The following is a 12,439-nucleotide window of genomic DNA, read 5'->3' on the forward strand; positions in this document are numbered from 1 at the left end:
TTGACCTGATCCCCCTTCAGACCGCCATACTCGGAACGCCAGCGATAATACGTGACTTCGGTCACCTCAATGGACCGGATTGCTTCGGCAACTTTGCGACCTTGTGAGACCAGAACATCCACTTGGCATAGCTTGGCGACGATCTCTTCAGCCGTATGCTTCTTCCGTCCCATGAAAACATCCTCCACATGGCTCGAAGCCATACCTCAGGGAGGACCACTTTTCAGGAGGCAGGCCACTTACCGAAATTGTAATTAATGAACTAACATGGAATGAAAATTCCTACCCTCACGTACAGACAAGACGACAAGATCTTCTGCCTGCGCTAATTGCCACCTGTTGTCGCCAAGCTTCGGAAGGTGTCCAGTCCGAAGTTTGGTTACAATCAAGCCTTTTGGCGGCGCGTCTATCCAAACGTGAATACAGCGAAGAGAAGCATTTGGAGCAGCTACGTCGGGCTATAAGCAATCTTCCCGCTGAGACGCGCGAAGCCGGGTTCTGGCAAGAGGCCACGTTGCTCGAAAACCTTCGACCTATGAGAGACGCGTGGAGCAGGGTTTTTGAGCTAACGCACGAGAGCGGGATCACACTCGATGACGCGAAGGATGCCGCCTGGGTGCGTCGGCGTCTCGCTGATCCTGCCGAGTTGCATGAGCACCGCGCGATGATGCTTTGGGCAGAGATGCTTTTGCTTCATCGGGAGGTCAAGGATCGAGACCTGCTCGAAGGCCTCAAGCTGTCAGTCAAAGACGCGCCGATCTTAGTCGCAATTATTGAAGAGCGGCTGAAGCCGCGCGAGGAAGACGATGAGCATCGCCGTTGGCGAAGAGAGAACGAAGAGAACAGGCGCCAACAGGCACAACGAGAAGCCGATGCGCATGCCAGCTGGGTAGCCTTTTGGCAGGAAATTGTGCGCGATCCAGATGCAGTATTTCATACCGATCGCGCTGACCACACCGCCTGGTATCTTTGGCGCGCAGTTGAACGTCTAGGCAAGGAAAGCCGCGCCGCAGGTTGGAACCGACGGCTAATCGAGCAGCAATTCGGTAAACCTGTCGCAGATCGGCTACGCGAAACGATGAAAGCCGCGTGGCGCAAGGACAAGCCGACGCTGAAGAGCGAACGGCCCGAAAGCGAGAAAAATTCTTTCCTTATCCGCTGGCAATTCGGCCTAGCCGCCATCACGGCGGAAGCCGAAGAGCCGAGTTGGGCCAAATGTCTGACGGAGAAAGAAGCTGAATTGGCCTGCCGTTATGCACCCATACAGCTTAATGGCTTTCCGCAATGGCTAGAGAGCCTTGCCATTCATTATCCGATCGCGATCGACCGGGTGCTCGGGCAGGAACTGAGCCTGTCGCTGCGCGATATTACCAGTGGCAACGACTATTCCATGGCACTTCAGGATGTTAGCTACGCACCCCCGATACTAGGGGCGCTTTTCGCACCGCGCATCCGCGCATGGCTTGATGATTTCGAGGCGGGGAATCGCGCAAGCGTTAATCCGAGTACTGAGCACAACCTCCGACAGGCGATCAATATATTGGTCAAAAATGGTACTGATGACGATCGTCGTTTTGTCGAAGCGGAATCAGTACGACGAATCGCCAATAGCGATACTTTCGACAGCGTGTGGCTTTGGGCGCTAATCAAGCTTAATCCCGCGGTCGGGGTTGAGGCTCTGGAGCGTCGGCTGAGAGCCTCTGAGGTTGTTCCGATTATGACCGGAATGCAGCTGTTCGCCAGCCTTCTCGACAGCGACCGTGGAGCCGGCATAGACCTCGGCGGCGCAGGTTTCACGCCACCTCTACTACTTCGTCTCCTGAGGCTAGCCTACCGGTATCGTGAAAGCACCGAATTACGGAATGAATGCGATCAAGCCGCGCGGGGGCGGAACTTCATCCTGAATGCATTGTACACCGCGGCGGGACCGGAAGGATGGAGTACTAAACTCGAGATGGCAGCTGATCCTCTATTTGCGCATCTTAAGGATCGCACACTTGCGGTGGCAGCGGAGAAGGCGGCCGAGGAGGCCGACGCTACCGCCTTTACCGAAGGTGAGTTTGTCATCTTGGACAACACGGGCGAAGCCGCGCCTGTGACCCGCGACTCGATGTTTGCACTGATGCGCGACCGGCTCGATGATTTGGACGATCTTCTTTTGCAGGATGTCTCGCCTCGCGAAGCCTGGGCCGGCATCCGCGATGAACGCGTGATGCGGCGGGAACTGGCTCGCACCCTGCGCGAGGCTGCAAAGAACGCTTATACTGTCGATCAGGAAGCAGTAACCGCCGATGAGAAGGAAACGGATATCCGACTACGTTCGACGGCATCAAGTCAACAAGGAACTATCGAATTGAAGCTGGCCGATGACCGCTCCGGCCGGGACCTCTTCGACACCCTCCGCGAACAACTGCTCAAAAAATATATGGCTGCCGACGACTGTCGCGCCGGGTGCCTACTAGTCACCATCGCCCGGGAACGAGAGTGGGACGATCCGGTGACGGGGAAGCGGGTCAACTTTGACGAGTTGATGCGCGTCTTAAACAAGGAGGCCGAGGCGATTTCTCGAGACCTGAGCGAAACGGCAAAGCTATTGGCAAAAGGCCTAGACCTACGACCACGACTTGGACGCGAATAGTTGCCATTGGTCGGGCAGGTTCGCATTCGGGCAAGCCCCCATGTCCGCTATTGGCGCGAAGCCGCCTGTTGCTACATTTGGCGTGGGTGTCCGCTAATCCCGTTTCGAATCCCGAAAGCAGAGCCTCGCACCCCCCCCCCGCGCGGACGGTGCGGCCACACGCCGAGCCGGCACGGACCGACCGATGCGGACGGGTTGATTTCGCAGGCCGCGCGCCTGATATCAGCGCGGACCCCGAAATCACCCGGCGAGCCCTTTTCGCGATGACGAGCAACGACATGCAGCACGACGACCCGCGCCAGAACACGGTCGAGGCCGGGGCCGGCGTGGCGCACGAGGCCCCGCACGACGCCCCCGAGGCGCAGGCCGCCCCGGCCGACGACAAGCTCGCGGCGCTGACCGCCGAGCGCGACGAGCTCAAGGACCGGACGCTCCGGACGCTGGCCGAGATGGAGAACCTGCGCCGCCGGACCGAGCGCGAGGTCGCCGACGGCCGCACCTACGCGGTGACGAACTTCGCCCGCGACGTGCTCAACGTCGCCGACAACATCCGCCGGGCGCTGGACAGCGTCCCGGCCGAGGCGCGGGCCTCGGCCGAAGGCGCGCTGAAGGGCCTGATCGACGGCATCGAGCTGACCGAGCGGGACCTCGCCAAGACCCTGGAGCGCCACGGCGTCAAGGTGGTCGAGCCCAAGGGTCAGCGCTTCGACCCGAACCGCCACCAGGCGATGTTCGAGGTGCCGGACCCCGAGGTGCCGGCCGGCACCGTCGTGCAGGTGATGCAGTCCGGCTACGTCATCGGCGACCGCACCCTGCGCCCGGCCCTCGTCGGCGTCGCCAAGGGCGGCCCGAAGGCCGGCGCGCCGGCCGACGCCGCGCAAGCCTGATCCACCGCACTATTCCCCGTCTCGAGCCAACGAAGCCGCCCCTTCCCTCCCCCCGACGGATTTCGGGCTTGCCCGCGATCCGCACCCTGTGCGCCCAAGTCGGGCAAGCCCGACTTGGGTGCGGGGGAGGGAGGCGCCGGTAATCGGGCGGCGCTGGATCGTTCGGGAGCGATGTTCCTTCCCGGGCGGCGAGGACGCGCCGCATGCGATGAGGGGACGGCCGCACCGTCCTTGTGCGCGAACGCACGACGCATCGGCCGAATTCGCCCCCTCAGGGCATCCCGATGCCAGCGATGGTTGAACATTCGGAAACGCTTGGGCCATAACTTCGCCATCGGCCGGGCGCATCCCGGACGAGTCGGCGCGGCGCGTGATGCGTCGGGGCCGGGCTCGCGGGCGCGTCGCGCTCCAGCGTCGCGCATCGGAATCGTCATGCAGGTCGTCGACGCGGTCGAGAGGGATGGGTTCGGGCAAGGGGGCGGCCAGGCCGACCTGCGCCGCACCCGCGCGCATGCCCGCGCCCACCGCCACAGCGCCCAGGTGCGCACGCTCCGCCGGGTGCTCCCGCTCGTCGCCGGCGGCGCGGTGATCGCGCTCGGGGCCTGGCTGTTCAACCCGTTCGCGGCGGTGCTTCCCGGCGTCAGCGTCGGGCCGGTGACGCTGTCGGGCACCAAGGTGCGGATGGAGAACCCGAAACTGTCGGGCTTCCGCAAGGGCGACCGCGGCTACGAGGTGACCGCCACGGCGGCGCTCCAGGACATGCGCAAGCCCAGCCTGATCGAGCTCGAGGCGATGCGCGGCCACGTCGCCACCGACGAGAAGGGCGGACTCGCCTGGATCGAGGCGGCCACCGGCCTGTTCGACACGACCCGCGAAGCCCTCGACCTCAAGCAGGACATCCGGATCTGGACCGACAAGGGCGAGGAAGCGCGGCTGCAATCGGCCGCCGTCGACTTCAAGGCCGGCAGCGTGAAGTCCACCGAGACCGTCACCGTGTCGGTGCCGAGCGGCCAGGTGGTCGCCGACGGGCTCGACGTGGTCGAGAACGGCCGGGTGATCTCCTTCATCGGCAACGTCCACACCGTGTTCCACCAGGACAAGGCCAAGGATTCCAAGGCGGACGGCAGGGTTGACGGCAAGGCCGAGCCGAAGGTGCCGCTGCGCGTCCTCACCTCCTCGGCCGAGCCGACGGACGGCCGCCCATGACCCGCCCGCTCGCGTCTGCGCGGCATTTCAGGTTCTTCGCGCTTCTCGCCGCCGCGCTCGCGTCCGCCACGCTGGCGACCGCGCCCGCCCGGGCCGAGAAGCCGGCCGCCCCGGCCGCGGCCAAGAAGGACGCAGCCTCGCCGTTCGGCGCGATGGGCGGCGGCAAGGAGCCGATCAAGATCGACGCCGACCGCCTCGACGTGTTCGACCGCGAGAGCAAGGCGATCTTCGCCGGCAACGTCGTGGCCGTGCAGGGCGACAGCACCATCCGCTGCTCGACGATGACGGTCCACTACAAGCGCGGCAAGGACAAGGACACGAAGGACAAGGACAAGGCGAACCCGGCCGCCGAGGCCGAGGAGAAGCCCAAAGACGCCGCCGGCATGGGCGAGAACGGCATCCAGAAGGTGGATTGCGCCGGCCCGGTCACGGTGGTGCAGAAGGACCAGGTCGCCACCGGCGACAGCGCGGTGTTCGACCAGGCCGCCAAGCGCATCGTGCTCACCGGCAACGTCGTGCTGAGCCAGTGCCAGAACGTCACCCGCGGCCAGCGCCTCGTCTACGACATGAACACCGGCCGGGCGAACATGGACCCGGTGCCCGGCGGCCGGGTCTCGGCCCTGTTCGTACCGGGCGAGAAGTCCGACGCGAACAAGTCCGCCAAGGGCTGCCCCCAGCCGGCCGGCATCGCCAAAACTGCGCCGAAGCCGGCTGAGGCCGTCAAGGCGGACGCCGCCAAAGGCGAGGCCAAGACCCGGGCCCAGGCCAATTGAGCGGTTCGCTCGGCGTCTCCGGCGGACAGGCCCTCTCCCCGCACCGATCCGAGACCGCGAGCCCTCGCCCCTCCTGGCTCGGGCGGGTGCTCGGCCGCGCCAGGCCCGATGCCGTCCCGGCCGAGGTCGAGGGCGGCCCCGGCATCCTCCACGTCCGCGGCCTGCGCAAGAGCTACGGCGCGCGCACGGTGGTGCACGAGGCCGGGCTCACGGTGCGGACCGGCGAGGCGGTCGGGCTGCTCGGGCCGAACGGCGCCGGCAAGACCACGATCTTCTACATGATCACCGGGCTGGTGGCGGCAGACCGCGGCCACATCACCCTCGACGGCCTGCCGATCACCCACCTGCCGATGTACCAGCGCGCGCGCCTCGGCATCGGCTACCTGCCCCAGGAAGCCTCGATCTTCCGCGGCCTCACGGTGGAGGACAACATCCGCGCGGTGCTCGAAGTCGCGGAACCCGACCGCAAGGCGCGGGCGAAAAAGCTCGATTCGCTGCTGGAAGAGTTCGACATCGCGCGGCTGCGCAAATCCCCGTCGATCGCGCTGTCCGGCGGCGAGCGCCGCCGCTGCGAGATCGCCCGGGCGCTGGCCTCGTCGCCGACCTTCATGCTCCTCGACGAGCCCTTCGCCGGCATCGACCCGATCGCGGTCGGCGACATCCAGGACCTGGTCAAGCACCTCAAGCAGCGCGGCATCGGCGTGCTGATCACCGACCACAACGTCCGCGAGACGCTGGGCCTGATCGACCGCGCCTACATCGCCCATTCCGGCCGCATCCTCACCGAGGGCACGCCGGAGGAGATCGTCGCCAACGCCGACGCGCGCCGGCTCTACCTCGGCGAGGATTTCCGGCTTTAGGCGCGGGCCCGGCCGGGATCGGTGTCGCGAGCGGAGGACGGCCCGGCGTGGATCTGCGACGGTCCGTTTCCGGGCGGAGCCGGCAGCAGCGGATACCGCCGTCGCGCCGGCTCACGCAGCTTCCCGGACGGGGGCAGGCGCGGGGAAGGGTCTCATACCAGACCTTGATGAGCCCGACTCATCGAGGTCTGGCCCCCGCGACTGCGGGGCGGCGGCAATCCGCCGGACCTCATGGGTCCTGATCCATGAGACTTAGTACGAGATCCTGACGGGGCGGACGTTCGACGGATCTCGGCGCCGCATCAGGATTTTTCGGTGCGCCATAACCGTTCTCGATTCCCGTCTCGAAACCGGATGCTGCTTTCGAGAGACATCGGGGGCGCCTCACGTCGGTGCCTCGGTGGTCCGAACTTTCGGGGAGGGCGGGGAGCGATCCTCGACACTGTCGACCGCGTCGCGCGATCCGCGCCTACGTTCTCTACGCGGTTGCATGCGGTGATTTTACGCAACCATAAATAGCAACGATGGGAGCCTTCGCTCCTGCCTTGCCCGATCGTGGGTCGAGCGAGGCAGATGTGGACCGGCCCTGGTTCTTCCCGCTGATTCCGACCCTACGACACGGTCGGAGGGAGCCCGACGCAATGCTGAGATCATCCATCACGACCCTCGACGGCTATCACGGCCTCCTGCCGCGCACCTGGACGCGGGACGAGACCTGCGACGAAGCCTACGTCGACGCGCAGAACGACTTCCAGGCGGCCAAGGCCCGGGCCTTCGTCCTGCCGATCGTGCGGGAGGCTCCGGTTCGGACCGTCCTGGACGTCGGCTGCGGCATGGGCGGCATGGCGGTGGCTCTCGAAACGGAGGGCTACGAGAGCTACGGCATCGACCTGCCTGGGCTGACGCGCCGCTGGTCTTCGGCCGGCCGGAGCGCCGACCGGTTCTACCTGGTCAATCCGGACGCGTTCGAGCTCCCGTTCCTCGACGGCAGCATCGACTTCGCATTCACCTTCGGCGCCATCGAGCATGTCGGCACGACCGACGGACACGCCGACCGCCGTCCCGACTGGCACGCGGTCCGCCGACAGTGGCTGCGGGAGATCTTCCGCGTCCTCTCGCCGGGTGGGCGGATGCTGATCGGCGGCCCCAACCGCGCCTTTCCGATCGACGTGGCCCACGGTCCCGACAGCCGGGCGACCGCCTGGGAGCGCTGGCTCGCGCGCCGGCTCGGCGCGACGGTCCACCGGACCTGGGGGGACAACTTTCTCTGGGCCTACCCGGACGTGCATCGCTACCTCGAGGGCCTGCCTTACGGGATGGAGGCTCGCAGCATCGGCGGGTTTCTCGACTTCTCGCGGGTTCCGGCCTTCGCGCGCCCGACGGCACGCGCCTACGTCGCCCGCATGCCCCGCTCGCTCTTGGGCACGGGGTTCAACCCGTGGGTGATGGCGCTGGTCACGCGCCGCGCCGACGGCTGAGCGGGATCCCAGGCATGCGCCGCCGGCCTATGGGGCGACGATCCCGGCCGACCTCGGAAATCGCCGTGACGGCGGCCTGCCGAGGCCTTGGCCGACGTTCGCGAGCCCGGGTGCTCAGATCGGTCCGCCGCCGCGAGCCCAGTTGCCGCTCGGGCGACGAACGGCGCCTTGCGGAAAGCGCCGACACGATTCGGGCGGTCGTACCGGGCCTCAGGTATGCGGCGCCGAGCACGAGCTCCAGCCCGCAGCACGGTCGCCCTCACGCCATCGCGTCGTAGGTCGAGACCAGCCCGGCCGGGGCCGTCGCACGCCAGGCCGCGAGCAGGGCGTCGCGCAAAAGCTCCTCCTCGCAGGCGTCGAGGTCGAGGTTGGTCCAGCCGCGGCGGCCCCAGGCGCCGTCGATGGCCGAGAACAGGTCCGGCTCGGCCTCCAACAGGCGTGCCTGGTCCTCCGGCGACAGCCGCAGCACCAGGCGGTCCTCCTCGGTCCACAGGGTCGCGAAGACCCGGCCGCCCACGCGAAAATCCGGGTTGCCCTTGTGCGCGCCCGGAATCGCCTCCGGCAGCATCAGCGCGAGGGCGCGCACGTCGTCGGGCAGCATGTCAGGTGCCGGCGGGCGCCTGCCGGCTGCTGGACCAGCTGCTGCCCGCATGCTCGCGGATGTCGCCGGACTCCGACCCGGTGGCCGCGTCGCTGGCCCACTCGGCGGGCTCGGCCACCGCCTCGATCCGGTCCTCGGGGTAGCGCGCCTCCAGGAAGAGCAGCGCCTCGGCTTCCGAGGCCGCCCGCACCGTGACCAGGGGGCGCGGGCCGGACGGGGTCCGGACGTCGGCGATGAACAGGCGCGTCATGAGGATCTCGCTGGGTGAAGGCTGTGCAGGCAACGTCCGGGACGGCGATTGTGTCCGTGCGGATGCAAGAGCGGCGTTCGACGATTGCGAGCTTCAAACAATCCATAACGCTAAGTTTTAACGTTAAGCCAGCTTTAAGACCTTGCCGGCATGGTCCGTGTTGTCAGCAGAGCCGGCACCGCAAGCTTCCGGCACATCAAAGCGTGAAGGAATTCTTATGGCCCGCTCCAAGCTCGTCGCTTTGGTGCGCACCCTGACGCTCGCGGCGAGCGTCGGCGCGCCTTCCCTCGCAGCGGCCGCCGACCTGCTGCCGCCCCCGCCCCCGCCGCCCTATGCGCCGCCGATCGAAGTCGGCGGCGGCTGGTACCTGCGCGGCGACGTCGGCGCCAGCGTCTACGACCGGCCGAAGTACAGCACCTCCTACGACTACAACCCCTACCCGGATGCCAACCGCTCCTACGGCAACGAGGTCGGCGGCGGCGGCTTCGCCGGAGCGGGCGTCGGCTACCAGTTCACCCCGTTCCTGCGCGCCGACGTGACCGGCGAGTATCGCTACTCCACCGGCCTGCGCGGCAGCGAGTACTACAAGGGCTACACCGACGAGAACGGGCTCGGCTCCTACGGCATCAACAAGTCGAGCGGCCACTTCGATTCGGCCGTCGTGCTCGCCAACGCCTACTTCGACCTCGGCACCTGGTACGGCATCACGCCGTTCGTCGGCGCCGGCGCCGGCTACGCCTTCAACCACGTCTCGGGCTACGGCAGCAACGGCCAGTACACCAGCGCGTCCTACGCCTACGATTACGGCAACCCGCAATACGGCGGCGGCTGCCCCTGCGCCCCCCCGACCTACAACTACGCTCCTGTCTACGACGCCAACGGCAACGTGGTCTACAACAACCAGGCCAACACCAAGTCCTACAAGGACAAGACCACCGGCAGCTTCGCCTGGGCCCTCCACGCCGGCCTCGCCTACAACGTCACCGACGCGTTCAAGGTGGAACTCGCCTACCGCTACCTGAACCTCGGCCATGCCTCGACCGGCGCCAGCTTCTCCACCTGCTGCGGCGAGGCCGGGGCCGGCGTGAAGGTCAAGGACATCGAGGCCCACGACGTGAAGATCGGCGTGCGCTACATGCTCGGCGGCCTCGTCGCCGCGCCGCTGCCGCCGCTGATGAACGACTATCAGCCGGCCCCGGGCCCGCTCGTCCGCAAGTACTGAGCCTTCGGCACGCCATCTTCGAAGCCGGCGCGGATCGCATCCGCGCCGGCTTCTTGCGTTTCGGCACCGACGAAGACCCGAACGAATACGGTTAAGCCGTTCACAAGATTTGTGGTTTACCAGTCTTCGCAAGGTGTCCTGCGGGATGCCATGTCATACCAGACCTCGATGAGCCCGACTCATCGAGGTCCGGCCCCCGCGACTGCGGGGCGGCGGCAATCCGCCGGACCTCATGGGTTCCTACCCATGAGACTTGGTATCAGGTCTTGCGTAAGGACGTCCCCATGGCTGCGCTCGAACGCCGCTTCGCCGCCACGGCGCTGCTTCTCCTTGGGCTCGGACAAGGTCTCGGGATTAGAGCGGCCGAGGCCGCCGACCTGGCGCCCCCGCCCCCGCCGGCCGCGCCGCCGGTCGAGGTCGGCGGCGGCTGGTACCTGCGGGCCGACTTCACGGAATCGGTCTACGGGCGCCCGCACGACGACACCCGGGCGGATGCGAACGATCCCGGCATGCCGCCCCTCGTCGGCCTGCGCCTCAGCGATGCGGCCGGTGGCGGCGGTGGCGTCGGCTACCGGATCAACCCGTGGCTGCGCGTGGACGCGACCATCGACCAGCGCGGGCCCGCGCGCTACCGCGCCTACTCCTCGCGCTCGAACTTCGCCACCGGCTACAACGTCGAGGCGGCGCAGGTCTCCGCGCTGACCGGCCTCGTCAACGTCTACGCCGACCTCGGCACCTGGTGGGGGCTGACGCCCTACGTCGGCGCCGGAATCGGCTTCTCCGACATGGGCGTCGCCCGCGGCTACACCCAGACCACCTGCACGGCCGATTCCTGCGACGGCAACCCGGGCACCGGCCCGCGCACCGCCGTGACGCGCCCGAGCCGCGCCGTCGCCTCGCTGGCCTGGGCGCTCACCGGCGGCGTCTCCTATGCTGTCGGCGGCGGCTTCAGCGTGGACGCGGCCTACCGCTACGTCGACTTCGGCAACGCCAAGAGCGGGCTGGACGCCTACAACGGCGGCACGCGCCTGAAGGACCTCGCCGCCAACGAGTTCCGCCTCGGCCTGCGCTACGACCTCGGCGGCGTCGGCAGCCTCGGCGGCCTGCCGAACCTCGTCGGCGTCGGCAACACCGCCTACGGCAACTGAGCCGGGTTCTCGACGGCGATCAGGACGGGCCGCAGGACGGCCTCGGGCCGTCCGCGACTCGCCTTGCGCGGAAGGACGGCCCCCGACGACCCGCGCGGACGGCGGGCCGTCCGACGCCTCGCCGGCATCCGGTTCACGCTCGGGCATTCCCTCTTATCGCGACGGGCCGGCGGGCGACGGCCGTCATGTGTGCGCGGTGCCTCGCATCGGCACAGCATATCGGCCGCGGTGGAAACCCGACATTAAGGTTACCTCCCTATCAAGACAGAACAGGTTTCGTAGTGCGGCGGTGCTGCCGCCCCGAGGACGACCGTGATGCGTAAGACTTCCCACGCACTTCTTGCCGCCCTGAGCCTCGCCGGCCCGACCGCGGCGCGCGCCGCCGACCTCGACTACGATTTTCTGCGCGGCCCCGACTACGACCCGCCGGCCGCCGTCACGACGATCGACTGGAGCGGCGTGTATCTCGGCGGGCACGGCGGCTACAGCTCGGCCGCCCTCGGATTCCAGAAGTCGTACCAGCCGCTGATCTTCCAGCGGACGCACGACTCGACGGCCGAATCGGACTTCGGCGCCTCCAACCTGTTGACGTCCAGGTCCCGGCGCGTCGGCGACGTGAGCTTTGGCGGATACGCAGGCTATAACTTCCAATACGATGACGTCGTCGTCGGCATCGAGGTCGACTACACCAGCTTCGGGCGCGGCGGCGGGTCGTCGGATAGCATCTCCCGGATCAAGACGAACAGCCTCGGCTATCTCGAAACGGTCGGCCTGCAGGGCGCCTCGAGCACGAAGATCAACGATTTCGGAACGATCCGCGCCCGCGCCGGCTACGCGTTCGGCAACCTCCTGCCTTACGTGACGGGTGGCTTCGCGATCGGCCGCGCCCGCATCGCGGACGGTGTCTTCATTCAGGATTCCGGCTACAACGCCACCACCTTCAACGCCAACCAGGCCCTGACGACCGGCAAGCCGGCCTACGTCGAGAACTTCGGTTACCGCACCGGGACGTTCAGCCAGACCGATCCCACGACGGGCGTCCCCTACACGAACTATCTCAGCCGGTCGAAGACCAAGACGGTGGGCGGCATCGCCCTGGGCGGGGGCCTCGAATACGCGATCACGCCGAGCATCCTGCTGCGCGCCGAATACCAGTACGTGCTGTTCAACGACTTCGACGGGCACAAGGCCAACCTGAACACCGTCCGCGGCGGCGCAGCCGTCAAGTTCTGATCGGCGCTTCGCCGATCGCCTTCCCTCGCGCCGGATGACCCCGATGCCCGTTCGGACCTCGCTCCCCATCGCCGCTCTCGCGGGCCTGCTGGCGACGCTCGCCGCCGGGCCCGCCGCGGCCCAGGGGCCGGGCTACGCCGAGG

General features: G+C 67.2%; 12 protein-coding genes. 9 read left to right on the forward strand and 3 right to left on the reverse strand.

Features of this window, described 5'->3' with window-relative positions; genetic code table 11:
• On the reverse strand, positions 1 to 173 hold a 173-nt coding region (locus FV229_RS21050; RefSeq protein ID WP_147753832.1), incomplete at its 3' end, for a transposase.
• Between the two features lie 221 nt (positions 174 to 394).
• Between FV229_RS21050 and FV229_RS21055 the strand changes: the two genes are divergently transcribed.
• The 6 genes from FV229_RS21055 to FV229_RS21080 all read left to right on the forward strand — a co-directional run bounded on the left by FV229_RS21055 (position 395) and on the right by FV229_RS21080 (position 7,842).
• Positions 395 to 2,638 (forward strand): hypothetical protein, encoded by a 2,244-nt coding sequence (locus FV229_RS21055; RefSeq protein WP_147753833.1) that lies wholly within the window; start codon positions 395 to 397, stop codon positions 2,636 to 2,638.
• A gap of 263 nt (positions 2,639 to 2,901) precedes the next feature.
• Positions 2,902 to 3,525 carry a nucleotide exchange factor GrpE gene (gene grpE, locus FV229_RS21060; protein ID WP_246688274.1) on the forward strand — a complete coding sequence of 208 codons (624 nt, stop codon included), beginning with the start codon at positions 2,902 to 2,904 and terminating at the stop codon, positions 3,523 to 3,525.
• 432 nt (positions 3,526 to 3,957) lie between these two features.
• Positions 3,958 to 4,731, forward strand: coding sequence for a lipopolysaccharide-assembly, LptC-related protein (locus FV229_RS21065; protein ID WP_187275230.1), 774 nt, complete (start codon positions 3,958 to 3,960; stop codon positions 4,729 to 4,731).
• Positions 4,728 to 5,504, forward strand: coding sequence for an LptA/OstA family protein (locus FV229_RS21070; protein ID WP_147753834.1), 777 nt, complete (start codon positions 4,728 to 4,730; stop codon positions 5,502 to 5,504). The genes FV229_RS21065 and FV229_RS21070 overlap by 4 nt, the downstream gene beginning before the upstream one ends.
• Complete coding sequence (lptB, locus tag FV229_RS21075) at positions 5,501 to 6,364, forward strand: LPS export ABC transporter ATP-binding protein (RefSeq protein WP_147753835.1); 864 nt, start codon at positions 5,501 to 5,503, stop codon at positions 6,362 to 6,364. Before FV229_RS21070 ends, lptB begins: the two co-directional genes overlap by 4 nt.
• Before the next feature lie 641 nt (positions 6,365 to 7,005).
• A complete protein-coding gene (locus tag FV229_RS21080) occupies positions 7,006 to 7,842 on the forward strand; it encodes a class I SAM-dependent methyltransferase (protein WP_187275231.1) in 837 nt (278 codons plus the stop codon).
• Between the two features lie 259 nt (positions 7,843 to 8,101).
• On the opposite strand, the gene FV229_RS21085 is transcribed toward FV229_RS21080, so the two are convergent.
• Entirely contained in the window at positions 8,102 to 8,443 is a 342-nt protein-coding gene (locus FV229_RS21085) for an MmcQ/YjbR family DNA-binding protein (protein ID WP_147753837.1), read from the reverse strand.
• 1 nt (position 8,444) lies between these two features.
• A complete protein-coding gene (locus FV229_RS21090; RefSeq protein WP_147753838.1) occupies positions 8,445 to 8,693 on the reverse strand; it encodes a hypothetical protein in 249 nt (82 codons plus the stop codon).
• Between the two features lie 217 nt (positions 8,694 to 8,910).
• Here FV229_RS21090 and FV229_RS21095 point away from each other — a divergent pair, with 217 nt between their 5' ends.
• The 3 genes from FV229_RS21095 (at position 8,911) to FV229_RS21105 (ending at position 12,296) form a co-directional block, all read left to right on the forward strand.
• Entirely contained in the window at positions 8,911 to 9,915 is a 1,005-nt protein-coding gene (locus FV229_RS21095; protein WP_147753839.1) for a porin family protein, read from the forward strand.
• Positions 9,916 to 10,199: 284 nt separating this feature from the next.
• Positions 10,200 to 11,063, forward strand: coding sequence for an outer membrane beta-barrel protein (locus tag FV229_RS21100; RefSeq protein ID WP_147753840.1), 864 nt, complete (start codon positions 10,200 to 10,202; stop codon positions 11,061 to 11,063).
• A gap of 315 nt (positions 11,064 to 11,378) precedes the next feature.
• On the forward strand, positions 11,379 to 12,296 hold the full coding sequence (locus FV229_RS21105; protein WP_147753841.1) for an outer membrane beta-barrel protein: 918 nt from the start codon (positions 11,379 to 11,381) through the stop codon (positions 12,294 to 12,296).
• The last annotated feature ends 143 nt before the right edge of the window (positions 12,297 to 12,439 follow it).

This window comes from Methylobacterium sp. WL120 (genome assembly GCF_008039465.1).
Classification (GTDB): domain Bacteria; phylum Pseudomonadota; class Alphaproteobacteria; order Rhizobiales; family Beijerinckiaceae; genus Methylobacterium; species Methylobacterium cerastii.